This window comes from Gemmiger formicilis (genome assembly GCF_016900095.1).
GTDB lineage: Bacteria > Bacillota > Clostridia > Oscillospirales > Ruminococcaceae > Gemmiger > Gemmiger formicilis_A.
Genome location: NZ_JACJJP010000029.1, coordinates 1 through 18,967 on the forward strand (window position 1 = coordinate 1; position 18,967 = coordinate 18,967).

The window sequence follows — 18,967 nt, forward strand, 5'->3', positions numbered from 1 at the left end:
CTGATAGTAGAAGGTGATCACATTCTCACCGGTGGTGATCTCGATGGACTGGGTAGAGGGGCTCAGCAGAGAGTAACCGCCGATTGCAGGAGCCGTCTCGGTCACCGTGGTGCCGAAGGTCTGGCCTTCCACCGTCTTGGTGCCGGCCACTTCACGTGCGGTGTAGTTCTCCAGATAGCGGACCGTGTAGGTCAGGTCGGTGCGGATGACGAAGGTGCAGATAAAGCTGTGGTTGCTTTCCTTGGTGACCGTTGTATCCGCCGGATTCCAGGTACCGTTTACAAAGCCTTCAAACGGGGTAGTTCCGGGCAGATTGGCCTTGGCGGAACCGGTCTCGGACCATTTGCCGTTTTCATCCAGCAGAGTCAGTCGTTCGCTCTTCTGCGCGTTGCCGCCTTCAGTCCAGGTACCGTTGACGACGTCGTAGGTTACCTTGACCTGGTACTTGTCGGGGATATCATCCGGGTCTTCGCCGTCATCGCCACCGCCCGTTTCGTCCACATCAAAGTGAGCGGTAAAGGTGGTGTCAGTGCTGGTCTTGACTGCACGGATTTCATCCAGAGTCCAGTACTTGGTGCCGTCGTTGTCGGTCCAGTAGTCGAACGCATAACCGGTGTCAGCCTTCACGGTGACTTTCGCCTTCGGGGAAGCTTCCGGCTTGCCGCCGCCAATGTTTTCGTACTTCTCGACCAGTTTGCCTTCCACCGTGCCGTTGCCGGCGCTGGTGTAGTTGAAGACGGTCTGGTACTTATCGGGGGTGCCGTCCGGATCTTCGCCGTCATCGCCGCCGCCCTTTTCGTCCACGTCAAAGTACGCGGTGAAGGTGGTGTCGGTGCTGGTCTTGACCTCACGGAGCTCTTCCAGCGACCAGTACTTGGTGCCGTCGTTGTCGGTCCAGTAGTCGAACGCGTAACCGGTGTCAGCCTTCACGGTGACTTCCGCCTTCGGGGAAGCTTCCGGCTTGCCGCCGCCAATGTTTTCGTACTTCTCGACCAGTTTGCCTTCCACCGTGCCGTTGCCGGCGCTGGTGTAGTTGAAGACGGTCTGGTACTTATCGGGGGTGCCGTCCGGATCTTCGCCGTCATCGCCGCCGCCCTTTTCATCCACGTCAAAGTACGCGGTGAAGGTGGTGTCGGTGCTGGTCTTGACCTCACGGAGCTCTTCCAGCGACCAGTACTTGGTGCCGTCGTTGTCGGTCCAGTAGTCGAACGCGTAACCGGTGTCAGCCTTCACGGTGACTTCCGCCTTCGGGGAAGCTTCCGGCTTGCCGCCGCCAACGTTTTCGTACTTTTCGAACAGTTTGCCTTCCACTGTGCCGTTGCCGGCGCTGGTGTAATAGAAGAAGGTCTGGTACTTATCGGGGGTGCCGTCCGGATCCTTGCCGTCCTCACCGCCACCCTTTTCATCCGCGTCAAAGTAGGCGGTGAAGGTGGTATCGGCGCTGGTCTTGACCGTACGGACTTCTTCCAGCGACCAGTACTTGGTGCCATTGTCGTCGGTCCAGTAGTCGAACGCATAACCGGTGTCAGCCTTCACGGTGACTTCCGCCTTCGGGGAAGCTTCCGGCTTGGCGCCGCCAACGTTTTCGTACTTTTCGAACAGTTTGCCTTCCACCGTGCCGTTGCCGGCGCTGGCGTAATAGAAGAAGGTCTGGTACTTATCGGGGGTGCCGTCCGGATCCTTGCCATCCTCGCCGCCGCCCTTTTCATCCGCGTCAAAGTACGCGGTGAAGGTGGTGTCGGCGTTGTAACCGATTGTGAACATCTGGGGAGATTTCACAAATTCCTTGTTGGTGCCATCGGTCCAGTAATCGAACGCAAATCCGTCTTCCGCAGTGGGAATCGGCAGTACCTTGTTCACAGTACCCGGAACCGCTTCCATGGTTTCCAGAACAACACCGTTGGCGTGTTCAAAGGAGAAGGTTTCGTGGTTGGGATAAACCTTACCGGTCGTCGGATTGGCACTGATGTAGGTCAGAACAATCTGTGCATAATCCGGGATTTCGTCAGGAGACTGGCCGTTATCGCCGCCACCCTTGGTATCCTTGGCATAATAGACCTTGATCACATTGCTGGCTTCGTCAGCCGTAATCTTCAGGCTGCCGTCCGCAGGCTCCATGTAATCCAGGACATAATTGGTGTTATTCCAGGCGGTGGACTTATTGGGCGTCACGGTCACCGTTTCATTGTACGGGGTTGCCGGACCGGTTTCGGTATTGCCTTCCTGCATGTCGTAGTAGTATACGACCTTGTAGGTGTAGCTGTTGATGGTAAATCCGCCGGTGATCTGCACATCCGTTTCCGGCATGATGAAGGTCCGGTTCGGCTGGACAGCCGCATCGTTGGTTTCCCAACCGGTGAAGGTGTACCCTGTCAGGGTGGCATCCGGAGCCAGCGTCACCGTTGCACCGTACTTGTACTCCACGGCTGCGGGCAGAATGGGTGCGCCTGCAGGAGGATTATCGTAATTGTAATAAACGGTACTTACGACGCGGTCATAATAGACCGACAGAACCAGCGATCCGTCGCCGGCGATGTTGCCGGTCAGCTTGGACTTGGTGCTGTTCACGATGAAGCCGGTTTTATCAGGGGTCGGCGCGGTCGCCTCGGTATCCGTCTGACCAGTCAGCTCTTCGGTTTCGTCGTCGTTCTTGGTGTAATCATCATTCTCGATATTCTGATAATAATACTCCACCGTATACTTGGTATCGCCGTTTGCCGTAAAGGAACCGGTGATCACCACATCGTTTGCCGGCATGGTAAAGGTGGCGTTCTGCTGGCTCCAGCCATTGAAGGTATAGCCATCCGGCGTGGCGGGGGCAGGTTCCACATTTACGGTTTCGCCAAACTTGTACGGTTTCGTTGCGGGCACGTCGCCTGCACCGGCGGGAACGGTACCCGTGTAGCTGTAAGATACATCATAGGTATTGCGAGTATAGTACAGCTTCAGAACCAGGCTGCCGTCGCCCTTGATGATACCTTCGGTAACGGTACCTTCCACATCGGGATCATAGGTGAAGCCGATGTAAGAATTCGGCGTGGCAGTAGCCTCTTCACCAGTGGTTCCGTATTTGGTATCCATGTCTTCCTGCGCAAACACGCCATCATCCAAGGTTTCCAGATAATGAATCACCGTGTACGGGGTGTTCGTGTTGGCAGTGAAGTAACCGGTGAAGGCCACATTCTTGGCGGGCATGGTGAACGCGCCTTCAACAACAGGCACATCCGCTGTGGTCCAGCCGTTGAAGGTATAGCCGTCCAGTTCAGGCTGCGCGGCCACATTCACAGGTTCCTCATACTTGTAGGTTGCTTCTGCCGGAGCAGCTGCTGCGCCCTCGGGTGCAGTTTTGCTGTAAGCATAGGTAACCTTGAACTCGTCACGGGTGTAGTACAGCTTCAGAGTCAGGCTGCCGTCGCCTTTGATGGTGCCTTCGGTCACGGTGCCTTTCGCACTGGGATCATAGGTGAAGCCGGGGTAGCTCTTCGGCTCAGCGTTGACGGTCTCGCCGGTGGTACCGGTCAGATTTTCCGTTTCGCTGGGTGTGGTGGGATAGGTGCCGTTCAAAGTCTGCTTGTAATGCTCTACCTTGTAGGCAATACCGCTCTGGGCTGTGAAGGAACCGGTGAAAGTGACATCATTGGCGGGAACATCAAAAGTTCCATTCGTAACCGTCACGTCTTCGGTCGTCCATCCGGAGAAGGTATAACCGGCCGCCGTAGCGGGAGGTGCCACTTCCACACTCTTACCGAACTTATAGGACACGGTAAGGGGTTTCTGGCTCGCATCCGCAGGGACAAATCCGCTATAGTTATACTCGACCTTATACTTGATGCGGTCATAGTAGACTTTGAGAACGGTGGAACCATTGCCGGCGATCTTGTCCTTCAGCAAAGATTTTTCTTCGTTGATCTCAAAGCCGTCTCGCTGTTTCGGCACAATGATCGCTTCGGACCCGGTCTCGCCTTTTTCGGTCGTGGTCGATTCCTGCGTATAGTCGTCATCTTCGATGTCCTGCACGTAATACTCGACGGTGTATGGCGTATCACCATTGGCTTTGAAGCTGCCCTTGATGACTACGTCTTCGTCGGGCATGTTGAACGCTTCTTCAATGGACCACCCGCTGAAGGTATAGCCAGCCGGTGTGGTGGGGGCCGGAGCGATGGAAACCAGTTTACCGTATTTGTAATGTGTTGCTTCCGGAAGCAATCCAGCTCCAGCCGGAACAGTGCCTTCATACTCGTAGGTGACGGTATGCTCATTCCGGGTGTAGTACAGCTTCAGAGTCAGAGTTCCATCACCCGTGATCGTTCCGCTGGTAACAGTGCCAACCGCATCGGGAGCATAGGTAAAGCCTTCATACATCCTTACCTGTCCTTCGGTGGTAACGGTCTGTCCGGTGGTACCGGTCATGGGATCTGTATCACTGGGATCGGCAGGATAGCTGCCGTCCGGGTTCTGCTTGAAGTGCTGGATGACATAGGGAGTATTTGCGTTGGCGCTGTAGGTTACGGTTACCGTGACATTGTCCTCGAGCATGGTACCGGAAACCGTAGTCACGTCCGGCGTGTAACCAGAAATAGAGGGGCTTTCCACGCTATACGTCGCATTGTAGGTAAGCGTTTCCACATGAGACTCATGCGCCTTTTTGCCGGCCAGAGTCGTATCCGGGATGTCATCCGCGTACACATAGTTGATGGTCAGCGTATACTGATTCTGGGTGTAGTACACGATGAATTCGTTGGATCCATCTGCGGTGATCACGAAGTTGTCATAATCAGCATCGACAACTGTGTAACCGGGGATGGTCTTGACCAACGGATCCACAACAGTTTTCAGGTTTGTTCCGACCTGTGCCTGTCCGGATTCATCCGGCGCGACTTTTGTTGTTGTGGGCTGCAGATAGTAGTGAACGGTGTAACTGCGTACGGTTGCCTTATAGTAGACATACACCACCAGGTTTTCGCTGGCGTAGCCGCTGGTGGCGCTGACGGCTTCGTATCCGTCAACATCAGGCCAAGCGGATTTGGGTACGGTAACCAGCTGTCCGCGAGGCACATCGTTCCTCGTATCCTGGGGATGTACCTCCTTGTCTGTATCCATATCTACATATTTGATGGTGTAGGCAGGATTGGCAATTGCCTCATACACGAAGGTAACCGTGGCTTCATCCCGGATTGCCGTCAAAGCAGCGTTCTGCGCACGGTAGCCGGGGATTGCCTTGGCAAAGAACACATAAGAATCGGCGTCGGTGACGGAAACAGTCGTATTTTCTACAGGTGCTCCGTCAATCGTGATCTGGTTGCCCGCTGTATCAATGTACCGCGCCGTGGCGGTCCAGGCCTCTTTCTTGGTGTAAGTAAAGGTAACCACCTGGTCCGGCGTCTCAATCTTCACAGACTGACTAGGAACCTCGGGTGTATATCCGGGGATTTCGGGCGCCACAACTGTCACATACGAACCGGCTTCCGCGGTTCTTGTCACGGTAATCGGATTGCCATCTGCATCTTTGATGGGATTACCTTCAGGGTCCCTAGCCTCGATAATATAGGTGCAGGTTCCGCTGTAATCCCATTTTGCGTACAGGGTCATATTGCTTACAATCTGTTGTTTTTCCACAAACAGATTCTGGAACGAGGAATCCGTATACCAACCAACAAAGGTATATCCTTCCCCTTTGTTCCACGATTCATCAGGTACAGGCAACGTGATCGTGCTGCCCTTTTCAACCGTCATCGGCGGTATGGTAACGCCCTGGCAATCAGGTTCAAACGTTACTGTATAGGTTGGCTTTTTCCAGACAGCAAAGACCTGCAGGTTGTGGGCAGGCATCTTACCAGCCCAATCTACCATTGTTACTCCCGCAGGATCATAGGCCCATCCAACAAATCTGTAGTCGGATTCTACCGTATCAGGACGTTCAGGATTGGTCGGGGGATTGGCAGAAGAAAGCGTAGCCTCATATTTAAGGCTTACAGAATCAACATTTTTGCAATTTTGGAATGTAATTTGATAGCTCTTGCGGGGGTATCTTATTTCTGCTGTGCGCCAATTGCTGTTATCAAACGCATTCCGAGGTGTAAATGTGTAGTTATCTGAATCAAAGCCCTCGATTTCCAAAATATCTTCCGGATCAGTCAAGTAAAGCCCACCGTCCGACCGTAAGGGTACCGTTGTATGGAGTTTCCAACTCCCATCTAGTTCCTCAACATAATGCTTAATGGTTTGTGTGGTCCACCCAGACATTTGTTTGCCATAAAGCGTTATATCCCGAGTAACACCTTCCAAAACATTCAACCAAGGGCCCTCATTCCAGTTATACCGGCTTTCGCACCATTGGTATCCAGAGTAGCCCTCAGGCCACAAGGAAGAAATGTTGGTTCCATATTTAACGGTAAACGTGTGCGTTAAATTCCAACTTCCACCTCCCCACCCAGACGATTCATAAACATATAGTTTGACGGTTTTTATTACGCGGTCATAGTACACATTCAGCACAGCGTTTCCGTCCGCAGTCACTTCCACTTGTTCCGTGTTATTTGCACTGCTTAACTGGAATCCATCATAATTTTTGCGATCGGCAGTCTGTGCACTTACCACACTTCCGACACGTGCATTCTGAACCGTTTGAGACTCAACATAGTCATATCCTGTTTCTTTGTCGGGGATTGCACTAACATCATCATCCGGCAAAGCAACTTTTTCTTGCCAGTACACAACAGTATACGAAGCCTGCTCATTGGGCTTCCACTCTGCCGTCACAACTGTGTCTTCGGCGGGCATCGTGGCAGGCATACCATTCCACTGTACAAAGGAATAGCCAAGTTTGGTGGGATCATTTTCAGGCCGCACAACCGTTGCGCCATACTTGTAGTTGACCGGCGCAACGTAGCTGCCGCCGTCCGTGTTCCAAGTCAGCGTATAGCTGTTGCGGGTGAAGTAGATTTCAACCACGGTGCTGCCGTCCGCCGCAATGGTCAGCTGCGGAACTGCACCCTTGGTAAAACCTTCGTACTGCACATTTTCAGGTTCCGTCGCCGTTTCGCCTGCAGTGCCCGTACAATTTTGGGTTTTGGACAGCGTGTACCCATCATTGTCCACGTTCTGCTGATACCAGTTGACCGTGTAAGAGACTTGATCACCCTGATAGGTGACAGTTCGCTCCAGATTGCCTGTAACGGCAGTCTCATTGAAGACCAGTTCTGCCGGATTCGGAGTATACCCCGTGATTGCAGGGATCGGAATTGCTTTGTTATAAGGCTGACCGATGATAACGGTTTCCTTGTAATCGGGGGCAGCTTCCGTTCCGTTGGCATACCGGTAATGTACCGTGACCGTGGCTGTGGAAATTTCTTCCCACTGCGCTTTCACGGTCAGATCGGACTGCACATTGGTAAACGCCTGGTCCCATCCCTTAAATGTATATCCTTGACGGTCGGGAATTTCGGGAGCAATGGCGTCTTTTCCTGCCTGAATTTCCTGTTCGACAATAATATCCGCCGTCTCCGGATTATTGTCATAATCGTAGCCGTACTCGAAGGTAACGGTATACACCACAGGTTCATCCAGCACAACGGGCTGGTTGGCGTCAGGTGTATTGTTCGGATCAGCCGCAGGAACCGAATCAGTTGTCGGCTGGGTCGCCGGGGCAGTCTCCGGCTGGGTGGCCGGAGCGGTCTCCGGCTGGGTAGCCGGAGCGGCATCCGGCTGGGTGGCCGGCGCAGTCTCCGGCTGGGTGGCCGGCGCAGTCTCCGGCTGCGGATCCGGTTCCGGCTCGGGTTCCGGGATAGTCTCCGGCTGCGGATCCGGTTCCGGCTCGGGTTCCGGGATAGTCTCCGGCTGCGGATCCGGCTCCGGTTCAGGTTCGGGCTCCGGAGCGGGTTCGGATTCAACCACCGGCTCCGGATCGGGTTCCGGTACCGGATCAGCCTCCGGCACACTTTCCGTTGTCACATCACTGACTTCCCCTGTGGTGGCAGGGACGCCTGTATCTTCGCCTTCCGCGAAGACCTGGATGGGCGTAATGGAAGCCAGCATCGCGAAGACCAGCACCATGCTGATCACGCGGCGTGCTTTGTACCATAACTTGTCCATGGAATACTCCTTTCCGGGTGTATGCACCCTTCATTTATTGCCCCTAACGGTGCAATCCATGACTTTATGTCCTCATTATATACTCGCTTGGTCACAACTCGGTCACAAAATCATCACATTTTGATCGCAACGCATAAAAAATCTTTATTTTATTGAAATTTTTAGTATTTTTCTACAATTGTAATCTTTTTGCAACTTTTGGCATGTTATCGCCGCGCCGCACATACCCATTACAGGGGATTGCATCTTTTTTCGGCAAAGGAGGGCGTTATGGCAAACCGAGAGCTGCATATTGAGGAAGTTTTTTCCGCTGATTTGTCCCATCGTGCACAAACCCTGCAGCAGCTGGCCGATACCTGGCTGCGCATGGCAGCCAGGCAGGCTTCGGCATGAAAGCCGCCATCTACTGCCGGCTGAGCAAGGAGGACGAGAACCTGTCCGGCGGCGCGCAGGAATCCGAAAGCATCCAGAACCAGCGGGCCATGCTGCTGGAATACGCCCGGCTGCACGGGTATGAGGTGGCGGAAGTCTACACCGACGAGGATTATTCCGGCATGGACCGCACCCGGCCGGGGTTCAACCGGATGCTTGAGGCCGCCCGGGGGCACGCGTTTGATGTGATTCTGGTCAAGACGCTGTCCCGGTTCACCCGGGATATGGAACTGGTGGAAAAATACCTGCACGGGCTGTTTCCCCTGTGGGGCATCCGGCTCATTGCGGTGGTGGACCACGCCGACACCGCCGACACCGCGGGCAAGAAAAGCCGCCAGATCAACGGGCTGATCAACGAGTGGTATCTGGAAGATCTGTCCGCCAATGTGCGCTCGGTGCTGACCCACAAACGCAAGACCGGGCAGTACATCGCCGCCTTTGCCCTGTACGGCTATGCCAAGGACCCCGCCGACCACAACCGGCTGATCGTGGACGAACCTGCCGCCCGGGTGGTCCGGCGGATATTCGGGCTGTATCTTTCGGGGTACGGCTGTGCCCGCATCGCCCGCCTTTTGAACGAAGAGGGCCTGCCCTCGCCGGGCCGTTACCGGCGGGAAGCAGGCCGTTTACCTTATTATAAAGAAGATACCGGAAACGAACGCTGGACCAAGGCCACCATCCATCGGCTGCTGACCACCCGCACCTATGCGGGGGAGCTGGAACAGGGGCGGCACCGGCGGGTGAGCTACAAGTCGGACAAAACCGTCTGGCTGCCCCGGTCGGACTGGATCGTGGTCCCCGGCACCCACGAGGCTCTCATCTCCCCTGCCGAGTACGACCGGGTCCAGGCCATGCTGCACAGCCGGGCCCGCAGCGGCACCGGCGGAACCGTGCATCCGTTGGCGGGCAAGGTGGTGTGCGGCCTCTGCGGCCGTGTCATGGAGCAGACCGCTTCCGGCCATGTGGGGAAGGACGGGCAACGGGTGCGGTATTTCCGGTGCCGCACCGCCCTGCTGGACAAAACACTCTGCCCCGGGCAGCCTTATCTGCCCGCGTCGGCACTGGAAAAAGCGGTGCTGGAGCGCATCCGACAGCACCTGGGGCCTTTTCTGCACCCGGAGAACCCGGCCCTGTATCCGCCTTTGCCCGAAGAAAAAGCCCGCCGGGCCGAGAAGACCCGTCTGCAAAGCGAGCTGGACCACCGGCGCACCGCCCTGGAAAACCTGTATCTGGACAAGTGCGGCGGGCTGCTGGCGGAAGAGGAGTTCTTGTCCATGAACCGGCGGTTCCACCGGCAGATTGCCCAGCTGGAGCAGCGGCTGCAGGCCCTGGAGGCCCAGCCCGACGCCGAAACCCGCCGGGCCGCGGTGCGAAAGCGGCTGACCGAGGCCACCGCCCTGCCCGAGCTGGACCGGGCCCTGGTCAGTCTGCTGGTGGCGCAGGTGCGGGTGTTTCCCCCCGCCGGAAAGGACGCGCCCCGCACGGTGGAAATCCACTGGACCTTTTAGGCGTGGCTGCGCCTGTCCCGCCCAGGTGGGATAGACTTCGCCGGAGGCCACATTGGCGATATACGCCTGAAACGGCACGGTGACATTGCGGGCGGATTCGGTGGGGCGGCCCAGATGCACCGTGATGGTTTTGGGGATGACCACCTCGGTGAGCACCCGTGCCCCCGGACAGTTGCCCGCCGGGGCAGGTCCGCTGCCGCCCCGCCCCGAAAACAGCGGGTGGGGCGGAATGTCCACATTGCTTTCCGCCACGATGCCCGCGGTGGCCACGGCGGCATCCGCAGGCAGAAAGTTCATCCGGGCCACCGTCTCCTGGCCGTCGAACACCTGCACCCCGGTCAGCCGCACCGTCTGCCAGCCGTCCTTTTCGGCCACCAGATCGTACACCGCATAGGGCCGCACCGTGGTATTGTTCTCCTCCAGGCTGTAGGAACGATCCGGCGCCGGCAGGTTATCCTGCACGGCGGTGCCGTCTTCCCCGGTTTCCAGGCGGGCAACAGGCACGCCCGTCTCGTCCAGCACGGTCACCCGCACTCCCGCCAGCGGCGCGGCCTGTTCGGCCAGGGCCGCCGCAATCCATATACTGCCAGTCGGCATAGGTAACACCTCCCTGCCAACAGAATATGACCTTTTCCGCCGTGGTGTGCGAAGGCCGGAAAAATCCCGGCCGGGTCCTCTTTCCATTTGCGGGGATTTGGGGTATACTGAAAAAAAATGCTTGGGGGTAAAATCATTATGCGGTATACCATTGAAAACGCCGATCTCCGCCTGACCGTGGACACCCACGGCGCCGAGGCGGTCAGCGTCATCAACAAACACACCGGGGCGGAAATGCTGTGGCAGGCGGACCCCGAAGTCTGGAACCGGCATGCGCCCATCCTGTTCCCCTACACCGGCAAGCTCACCGACGGCAAGATGCTGGCCAAGGGTGTGGAATATGCCGGTGGACAGCACGGCTTTGCCCGGGATGTGGAGCACACGCTGGTGAACCAGACGGCAGATTCTCTGGTCTTTGAGCTGGTGTCCGACGCCCAGACCCTGCAGAAATGGCCCTACGCCTTTGTGCTGCGGTCCACCTTCACCCTTTCCGGCAAGACGGTCTGCCACACCCTGACGGTGGAGAATCCCGTGGAGGAGCAGCTGCGGTTCGGCATCGGGTACCACCCGGCCTTTGCCATCCCCTTTGACGACCAGCACACCACCACCGATTACGAGTTCCGCTTTGACGAGCTGGAAAGCCCCCTGTGTCTCAGCTGCCTGCCCAACGGTCTACTGAACGGGCGGGACTTCTACTATCTGGCCCGCAACACCAAGACCATTCCCCTGACCGACGACCTGTTTGCCAACGACAGCTTCTGCATGGTGAATCTGCGCAGCGCCAACCTGGCCATTGTGGAGAAGGACACCGGGCGCAAGGTTTCCTGCAACATTGAGGGCTACCCCTACGTATTGATCTGGTCCGCCAAGGCCAAGCCGGTGCGGTTTGTCTGCATTGAGCCCTGGCAGAGCCTGCCCGGGGAGGAAAACGGCCCCATCGACTGGGAGCAGCGCCCCTGTGCCGCCAGCCTGGCCAAGGGCGAGACCTGGTCCACCACCCTGTACACCACCTTCGACCGCTGATGGATGACTGAGCTTATGTCACGTTTCATTGGTTCTTCCCCCGCAAGAAAGCGGGCGGCAGAGGTGTTGTGTGCCGTTGTGCTGGCGGTCTATCTTGTGTTCCTGTTCGTGAACTGTGTGCAGACCGGCACCTTTTTCATCGGCGAGGCGGCCAGCTATTCCCTGACCACCGTGTCCCTGGCCCATGACGGCAACGGTTTTGTCAGCGGCGAGGAACTGGCCCTGGCCCGGGAATGGTTTCCCGATTGGGCCTCCAACTACCAGAGCTTTGCCGGGTCCGGGTATGTGCTGGCGAACGGAGACGTGGTGCCCTGGTATTTTCCCACCTACTCTGCCTGCTGCGTGCCCGCCCTGTGGATTCTGCAGCTGCTGAAGCTGCCTCTGTACGGTACATTCTGCTACACCAACTTTGTGCTGTTTGCCCTGGTGCTGATCCTGGTCTTTACCGACCGTGCCCGGCTGCACCTGGCCCAGCGGGTGCTGATGACCCTTCTGCTGGGCATCAACCCCATTTTGTTTTATTTTGAATGGGCCAGCGCCGAAACCTTTCTGTTTGCCTTTGTGGCCCTGGCCTGCTGGTGCTGGGTGACCAACCGGCGCCACCGCGCCGCGCTGATGATCTCCCTGGCCGGGACCATGAACCCCTGTGCCCTGGCCCTGGGTCTGGTCATGATTGCCGAATATCTGGCGGGTCTGTTCCGGCAGGCTCCGGGCGGCGCCCGTCTGCGCTCCGTCCTGGGCCGTTGGAAGGAGATTCTGCTCTATGCCTGCTGTTATCTGCCGGGACTGGTGCCTTTTGCCTACAACTATTCCATCTGCGGCAGCATCAACCTGACGGCCTCTCACAGCAACGAGATTGCCGACTTTTGGGACGGCACCGTGCTGCGGCAGCTGGTCGCCTATTTCCTGGACCTGAATTTCGGTCTTCTGCCCTACTTCGGGCCTCTGCTGCTTGTGGCTGTCCTGCTGCTGGTTCCGGCGTTGTGCCGGCATGTCTGGCGGTATCCGCTGATGCTGCTGGCCATGGCCGGCATGCTGTTCGGCTGTTCCTTCATGGCCAACATCAACTGCGGCATGGCCGGGATTGCCCGGTACAACGCCTGGGGCGCCGCTGCCATGAGCACCGCCGTGGGCTTTTACCTGCCCCGGCTGGTTCAACGCCGCGGACTGCGGCTGGCCGGGGCAGCCGCCGGGGTGGTCTGCTGTCTGTACACCGGCTCTGTGATTCTTTGGTACGGCGGCCTGAAAACCACCGAGTGCGTCAGCTACCTGTATGCCACCCCCATCACCGAGGCAGTGGTAGCCCGCTGGCCCGCTCTGTACCATCCCCTGCAGTCCACCTTTGCGGCCCGGGCCAACACCTCCCCGGGGTCTGCCTTCGAGTATTACCGGGACGACAACCTGCATCTGCGCAAACTGATGGCCAGCGCCGCCGACCGGGACCTGATCCTGCAGTCGATGGCGGCCCAGGATCCCGCCGACCTGACCTGGCTGGAAGAGCAGCTGCAATCTCTTGGCGAGAAGCCGCGCTACATCGATATTCCTGCCGGCCGCAACCTGTACATCCGCACCCGCATCCTGGTGGCCGGCTGCAACGAGCTCAGCGTGGACGGCCGCTATGATTCCGCCGGGGCCTTTGTGCAGACAGCCCCCGACCCGGGGTACGCCATGACCGGACCGGGGGACGATCTGGGGGCCGGGCAGTATACCGTGACCCTCACCTACACCGCCGATCCCGGCTGCCAGGCCCAGTTCCAGATCACCCGGGGGTATCAGGATGAGATGGAAATTCTAGCTTCCGCGCCTCTGGATCCCGCCGCGGGAACATTGAGCCTGTCTCTGAACGTGACCGTTCCCCTGGAGGATGTGGACTACCGCATCTACCAGGAGGAAGGGTCCACCTTGCGTTTCTATCAGGTGCAGATTGACCGCATCGCCTGACCCTGTCAAACAGGAACATCCCCGCTCTCTGCCAAACAGAGGGCGGGGATGTTTTGTTGCAATCAATACCAGATTCCGAAATAGGATTCCAGATCCTGCCGCTGTTCGGCAGTCAGATCCATGGCGATATCCTGCACCGAGTGGACCAGATCCGGGCGGCCGCTGAGACATTCATCCAGCAGGTTCCAGTCCAGCTCCGCCGCGGTGCCGGCCTGCACCCGGGCCAGATGGTCCATCACACAGATTTTTTCCACATCAACGGCGCAGAGCACGCAGAAACTCACCGCCGCCGCCAGCACCCAGATGCGCACCGCGGGCAGCCGGCGCCACAGCCGCACCAGGGCCAGCACGGCGGCCAGCCCCAGCACCGCCAGGCACCAGGCGGAGATCACCCGCCGGGGCGTAAGCCCCCACAGCCGGATGTACACCCCCAGCTTGGCGGCGGCCAGGCCCACAAAGCCCAGACCGAAGGCGCAGAACAGGGTGAGGAGTCCCCGACGGCGGCCGGGGCGGTCCACCGGGGCGGGGCTGAGGAAGTGCAGGGCGCCCAGCACCCCGAAGTCCAGCACCAGCACCCGGCACAGTTCCCAGAAGCCGTCCACCGCAAAGCGGGAGGCTTCCACCGCGGCCAGGGGCAGAGGTGCTCCCAGGGCGGCGGCGAACTCGCCGCACTGCACCCCGAAGAAGAGGGCATACACCCCGCACAGGGCCCCCACCGCCAGGTTGGCGGTGACAGCGGGCAGCCGGGGCACGCGGGAAAGGCCGCGGTAAAATTCGGCTTCGGTCAGGGGCGGGGCGCTGCGGCGCAGGCCGCTGCCCACCAGGCCGAACAGCCACATGCCCACCGGGATGGAACAGATCAGGTACAGCAGTTCCACCCCGTCCCACTGCCAGCACAGGGGGTGCAGCAGCCCTTCCACCATCTTGCCGAAGGTCTCGTCCGCCACGGCCAGCTGGGCCGCCGCGTACCACGCCAGCACCAGGGCCAGCACCACCCCGGCCAGGGCTTCCCATATCCGGCGGCGGGAGCGCACCCGGCCTTTCAGGCAGGTGCGTGCCCCGGTCCACAGGGCCCGCAGCCGCAGGAAGAATCCGGTCCAGGGCAGCACGAACACCCCGGCCAGCACATCGATGACCACCATGGCGTTGGCCTTGCCCGCAGCCTGCATGCCGGTGCGGCAGAGCACAAAATACACCGCCGACAGGTGCCAGGCCAGCATCTGCCAGAGCTGGAGCACATCTTCGTGGAGGCCGTAGACGCTCAGGGCCAGACTCTGGGCCAGCCAGCAGGCCCCCCAGAACCAGGTTTCCCGGCTGCCCTTGCGCCCCAGAGCCCGGCTGAACAGCTCCACCGCCAGCAGAAACAGACAGGTGAAGACGGTGTAGGCCGGTCCCCGCATAGCTCCCATAAGCACATACTTGGTGTAGTACCAGGCCAGGGGATAGCTGATTATCGCCGCCCCGCCCCACAGAAGGGGGCTGCCGGGCAGGGGTCTGGGGGATGCGGGAAGCTCCGCGGGCAGATTTTTTGGCGCACTTGAATAAAGGGGACGCGCCGCGCCCTCTTTGTTATATTTTTGCATAATATTACCTTCTGTATTATCTCGGTATCAGTCGGCGCCGTCGTCGGGCCGGTATTCCAGCAGGTCGCCGGGCTGGCAGTCCAGTTCCCGGCACAGGGCTTCCAAGGTGGAGAACCGCACCGCCTTGGCCTTGTTGTTCTTCAGAATGGAGAGGTTGGCGGGGGTGATGCCGATTTTTTCGGCCAGCTCCCCTGCCCCCACATGACGCCGGGCCATCATCACATCCAGATTCACATATATGGACATTCCCGTTCTCCTTTACACCGTCAGGTCCAGTTCTTCCTGCATCTCCACCGCCTGGCGGAAGGCATTCATGATGACCCGGACGATCAGCGCCATGAACCCGGCGCACAGCCCCAGGGAAAAGACGAAGGGCAGACGCAGCAAAAGCCCCGTGGGAGTGCACAGGAAGGCCGCCCCGGCACAGCACCAGCTGATGCGCCACAAAGCCGTCACATTGGCCCGCACAAAGACGGTGCCTTTCTGGATACGGCCCAGGAACCGGTAGAGATTGTACAGCATGGCAAAGGCCAGCACCGCACACACATACCCCAGGCCCAGCAGCCCGCCCCGCAGCATGGTCAGCGCGGCGCTGCCGGTGTAGTCCCGCAGGGCCCAGCCCACCAGCTGGGGGCCGCAGCCCACCATGATCAGGCAGATCACCCCCATGCACAGGGTGCTGAACTGGCTTAAGGCAATGCTTTTGTCCCGCGTTGCGGCGGGGGTCTTCTTTGGCATGAAACCTTCCCCTTTCTGTTTTCAGCTTAGCACTACCATACCACAGGTCATATCGTTTTGCAAGTGTTTTTTATTGTTTTTCAATATATTTTTTCTGTTTTTCGGTTTTTCGGGGCATAAAAAAGGCCCGCCGGGGAAGGCGGGTCCTGTGTTGGTGTTTCTTCGGTTGTTCAGCGGCCGTCGGCGCCGGTATCCACCACGCAGTCGGCCTTGTTCTCTACCCCGTACCGGGCAAAGTAGCCCTCTTCCAGGGGAATCCAGCAGCTGCGGAACATTTCGTAGTGTTCCCCCTCCCGGGTGCGCAGCCGCTGTTCCCGGCAGGCAGCCGGGCAGGTGACAAAGACGGTCAGGTCATACCCGCCCAGGTCGGGGTGGTGGCTGTAGCTGCCTTCCAGCACCAGCAGCGGTCCGGCGGGCAGGGGCTCCTCGTCCGCAAAGCAGTCGGCGTGGCAGTCGTAGGCCCGGTATACCCCGTCTTTGCCGGCCCGCAGGGGGTCCAGCACCTCGGCGCGCAGCCGGTCAAAGTCCATATTGGCCGCGGGGACCTCCCTCCAGTTCCGGGCACGGCGGGCAAAGGGCAGGTAGTAGTCGTCGGTATGTACCACCGGGCAGCCGAACATCCGGCCCAGGGCGGTGCCAAGGGCGGTCTTGCCGCTGCCGCAGCGCCCGTCCACCGCCACCAGGGCGGTGCGGCCCGGCTGCACCAGCGCCTGCACCATCCGGGCCAGCTCCGCCGGAACCTCGCCGGGGGCGGCCATCAGCCGGGCGCTCATGAGGCGATGGCCGCGCACAGACCGTCGTACATCCGGTCCAGCTCCGGCATCATGGCCACGGCGCCGTCCCAGTCGTCGGCCCGGAAGGCGGCCACCTGGCGGGTGAGCAGCTCAAACAGGGCGGTCATGGAAAGGTTGCCGCACACCCCCTTCATGGTGTGGGCGGCGGTCAGGGCCCCTTCCCGGTCGCCGGCGGCAATGGCCTGGGCCAGCCGGTCATGGTTGGGGTCCGCCGGGAACTTGCCCAGAAACCGTTCCAGCAGGGCCTCGTTGTTCATAAAGCGTTCCAGGGCGCTGTCCACATCAATGCCCGCGTCCTGCAGGCGCTGTTTGCGCATAAGGTCCATGGTCATTCCTCCTTGTTGGTTTCGTACAGGCGGTGCAGCCGGGGCTCCACCGCAAAAAACGCTTCCAGCAGGTCGGGGTTGAACACCCCGCACTGGCCGGTGCGGATCATTTCCAGCACGGTTTCCCGGTCAAAGGCCTTCTTGTACACCCGCTTGCAGCTCAGGGCGTCATACACGTCGGCCAGGGAGACCACCTGGGCCCAGACGGAGATTTCCTCCCCCTTGAGCCCGTCGGGATAGCCCCGGCCGTCCCACCGTTCGTGGTGGTGGCGGGCGATGTCGTAGGCGTAAGGGTAGGCTTCGTTGTCCCGCAGCTGGGGGATGCGCTCCAGCATCTCGGCGCCGCGGATGGTGTGGGTCTTCATGATCTCGTATTCTTCGGGGGTGAGCTTGCCGGGCTTGTTGAGGATGGCGTCCGGAATGGCGATCTTGCCCACATCGTGCATGATGGAGGCGGTGGCGATGAGCTCAATCTCGGCATCGCTGATGCCCCGGCCCAGGCGGGTGTCGCTGAGCAGCATCTTGGTGATGTGGTGGATGCGCCGGACATGCTCGCCGGATTCCCCGTCCCGGAATTCGATGGCGGTGGACAGGGCTTCCAGCATGCCCATGTTCAGCTCGGCGATCTGCCGGGCCCGGCGCATGAGTTCCGACTGCTGGATCTCCACCGTGTTGCTCAGGCGGCGGCGGGCCTCAAACAGTTCCACCACCGACTGCACCCGCCGCAGCACCACATAGGGCACCACCGGCTTGCTGATCACGTCCATGACCCCCAGGCGGTAGGCTTCCCGCATGACTTCGTCCCGGGCTTCGGCGGTGATGAGGAACACCGGCAGTTTCTGCAACAGGTCCTCCTCCTTCAGCCGCTGCAGCACCTGCAGGCCGTCCATCTCGGGCATGACCACGTCCAGCAGCACGGCGCTGATGGCGTCGGGGTCGGCCAGGATGGCCTCCAGGCCCAGGCGGCCGTTTGCCGCTTCCCGTATGGTGTAATAGGGCGCAAACAGGTTGTCCAGAATGGCGCGGTTGAACTCGTCGTCGTCCACAATGAGCAGGGTGCGGTGATCGGTGGTTTTGGGCCGGCTGCTTTCTTCCATCCGGATTCCCCCTTTCGTTCTGTCTGGTTCCAGTATACTCAACTCCGGCCAAAATCACAAGCATTTTGCCCCAAAAGCCGAAACGGGACCCTGCATGCGCAAAGTCCCGTTCCGGTTGGTATAGGAAAAATAAGAGAATGGTATGGCAGGGGCGTATTACACAATCTTGCGGGATTTGTGCACGCCGGTCTTGAGGAACTCGACCCATTCGGCCACGTTGACGGCGTGGTCGCCCAGACGTTCCAGATACTTGGTGATCATGAACAGGTCCAGGGCGGTCTGTGCCTCGTTGGGGTGGTCGGCAATGTAGTGGGCGATCTCGCCGCTGATGCGGTTGAAGGAAGCGTCGGCCACATCGTCCTTGGCAATGACCTCGGCAGCGCTGGCCAGGTCTACCTGCACATAGGCGCCGATGGCCTGCTTGACCATCCGGAGCACCAGGTCGCCCATGCGGTAGATGTCCTCCATGACGCCCACGGTGGTGGCGGTGTCCACATGCAGATGCAGGATGATCTCGGCAATGTCCGAGGCCTGGTCGGCGATGCGCTCGATGTCGGTGACCATTTTCAGGGCGGTGGACACCTTGCGCAGGTCGCTGGCCACCGGCTGCTGACGCAAAAACAGGGTCAGGCAGCGGTGTTCCACTTCGTGTTCCGCGGCGTCGATCTCGCTGTCCCGGGCAATGACGCTGCGGGCCAGTTCAATGTCGCCGGTTTTGAGGGCGGTGAGGGCGCTTTCGATGGCGCCGCCCGCCGCATGGCCCATCCGGGCCAGCATGGTATCGAGCTGCAACAGCTCTTCATCATAAATCTTACGGCTGCTGGTAGGCATGCAATC

General features: G+C 59.3%; 13 protein-coding genes and 1 pseudogene. 5 read left to right on the top strand and 9 right to left on the bottom strand.

Annotated elements, in window-relative coordinates:
- Positions 1-5,394, bottom strand: a 5,394-nt coding sequence (locus tag H6B15_RS15580; protein WP_345941988.1) for an InlB B-repeat-containing protein, incomplete at its 3' end; no start/stop codon positions are given.
- A 186-nt stretch (positions 5,395-5,580) separates the two neighbouring features.
- A pseudogene (locus H6B15_RS15870) lies at positions 5,581-8,091 on the bottom strand (InlB B-repeat-containing protein); the annotation flags it as partial.
- Positions 8,092-8,361: 270 nt separating this feature from the next.
- On the opposite strand from H6B15_RS15870, the gene H6B15_RS15715 reads away from it, so the two are divergent.
- The 5 genes from H6B15_RS15715 (at position 8,362) to H6B15_RS12255 (ending at position 13,592) form a co-directional block, all read left to right on the top strand.
- The gene (locus tag H6B15_RS15715; protein WP_275951003.1) at positions 8,362-8,484 is read left to right on the top strand and encodes a hypothetical protein; all 123 of its coding nucleotides are present in this window, start codon (positions 8,362-8,364) and stop codon (positions 8,482-8,484) included.
- The gene (locus H6B15_RS12240) at positions 8,481-10,031 is read left to right on the top strand and encodes a recombinase family protein (RefSeq protein ID WP_204648287.1); all 1,551 of its coding nucleotides are present in this window, start codon (positions 8,481-8,483) and stop codon (positions 10,029-10,031) included. Before H6B15_RS15715 ends, H6B15_RS12240 begins: the two co-directional genes overlap by 4 nt.
- A gap of 100 nt (positions 10,032-10,131) precedes the next feature.
- Entirely contained in the window at positions 10,132-10,425 is a 294-nt protein-coding gene (locus H6B15_RS12245; protein ID WP_204648288.1) for a hypothetical protein, read from the top strand.
- Between the two features lie 341 nt (positions 10,426-10,766).
- Positions 10,767-11,651, top strand: coding sequence for an aldose 1-epimerase family protein (locus H6B15_RS12250; protein WP_204648289.1), 885 nt, complete (start codon positions 10,767-10,769; stop codon positions 11,649-11,651).
- Between the two features lie 15 nt (positions 11,652-11,666).
- Positions 11,667-13,592, top strand: coding sequence for a hypothetical protein (locus H6B15_RS12255; RefSeq protein ID WP_204648290.1), 1,926 nt, complete (start codon positions 11,667-11,669; stop codon positions 13,590-13,592).
- 62 nt (positions 13,593-13,654) lie between these two features.
- Here H6B15_RS12255 and H6B15_RS12260 read toward each other — a convergent pair whose 3' ends face one another.
- The 7 genes from H6B15_RS12260 to phoU form a co-directional block, all read right to left on the bottom strand.
- Positions 13,655-15,175, bottom strand: a complete 1,521-nt coding sequence (locus tag H6B15_RS12260; RefSeq protein ID WP_204648291.1) for a DUF4153 domain-containing protein — start codon at positions 15,173-15,175, stop codon at positions 13,655-13,657.
- 27 nt (positions 15,176-15,202) lie between these two features.
- Positions 15,203-15,421: a helix-turn-helix domain-containing protein gene (locus H6B15_RS12265; RefSeq protein ID WP_204648292.1), complete on the bottom strand. Its 219-nt coding sequence runs from the start codon at positions 15,419-15,421 to the stop codon at positions 15,203-15,205.
- A 12-nt stretch (positions 15,422-15,433) separates the two neighbouring features.
- Positions 15,434-15,913, bottom strand: a complete 480-nt coding sequence (locus tag H6B15_RS12270) for a DUF2975 domain-containing protein (RefSeq protein ID WP_204648293.1) — start codon at positions 15,911-15,913, stop codon at positions 15,434-15,436.
- A gap of 170 nt (positions 15,914-16,083) precedes the next feature.
- A complete protein-coding gene (locus tag H6B15_RS12275) occupies positions 16,084-16,704 on the bottom strand; it encodes a uridine kinase family protein (protein ID WP_345941989.1) in 621 nt (206 codons plus the stop codon).
- The gene (locus tag H6B15_RS12280; RefSeq protein WP_204648294.1) at positions 16,683-17,039 is read right to left on the bottom strand and encodes an Hpt domain-containing protein; all 357 of its coding nucleotides are present in this window, start codon (positions 17,037-17,039) and stop codon (positions 16,683-16,685) included. The genes H6B15_RS12275 and H6B15_RS12280 overlap by 22 nt, the downstream gene beginning before the upstream one ends.
- Complete coding sequence (locus H6B15_RS12285) at positions 17,036-18,130, bottom strand: HD-GYP domain-containing protein (protein WP_204648295.1); 1,095 nt, start codon at positions 18,128-18,130, stop codon at positions 17,036-17,038. The genes H6B15_RS12280 and H6B15_RS12285 overlap by 4 nt, the downstream gene beginning before the upstream one ends.
- 156 nt (positions 18,131-18,286) lie before the next feature.
- A complete protein-coding gene (phoU, locus tag H6B15_RS12290; RefSeq protein WP_204648296.1) occupies positions 18,287-18,961 on the bottom strand; it encodes a phosphate signaling complex protein PhoU in 675 nt (224 codons plus the stop codon).
- Positions 18,962-18,967: the final 6 nt, after the last annotated feature.

Excerpts from the sequence above, each read along its gene's own strand:
- H6B15_RS15715 (WP_275951003.1), top strand. The coding sequence starts at position 8,362 with ATGGCAAACCGAGAGCTGCATATTGAGGAAGTTTTTTCCGCTGATTTG.
- H6B15_RS12240 (WP_204648287.1), top strand. The coding sequence starts at position 8,481 with ATGAAAGCCGCCATCTACTGCCGGCTGAGCAAGGAGGACGAGAACCTG.
- H6B15_RS12250 (WP_204648289.1), top strand. The coding sequence starts at position 10,767 with ATGCGGTATACCATTGAAAACGCCGATCTCCGCCTGACCGTGGACACC.
- H6B15_RS12255 (WP_204648290.1), top strand. The coding sequence starts at position 11,667 with ATGTCACGTTTCATTGGTTCTTCCCCCGCAAGAAAGCGGGCGGCAGAG.
- H6B15_RS12260 (WP_204648291.1), bottom strand. The coding sequence starts at position 15,175 with ATGCAAAAATATAACAAAGAGGGCGCGGCGCGTCCCCTTTATTCAAGT.
- H6B15_RS12265 (WP_204648292.1), bottom strand. The coding sequence starts at position 15,421 with ATGTCCATATATGTGAATCTGGATGTGATGATGGCCCGGCGTCATGTG.
- H6B15_RS12270 (WP_204648293.1), bottom strand. The coding sequence starts at position 15,913 with ATGCCAAAGAAGACCCCCGCCGCAACGCGGGACAAAAGCATTGCCTTA.
- H6B15_RS12280 (WP_204648294.1), bottom strand. The coding sequence starts at position 17,039 with ATGACCATGGACCTTATGCGCAAACAGCGCCTGCAGGACGCGGGCATT.
- H6B15_RS12285 (WP_204648295.1), bottom strand. The coding sequence starts at position 18,130 with ATGGAAGAAAGCAGCCGGCCCAAAACCACCGATCACCGCACCCTGCTC.
- phoU (WP_204648296.1), bottom strand. The coding sequence starts at position 18,961 with ATGCCTACCAGCAGCCGTAAGATTTATGATGAAGAGCTGTTGCAGCTC.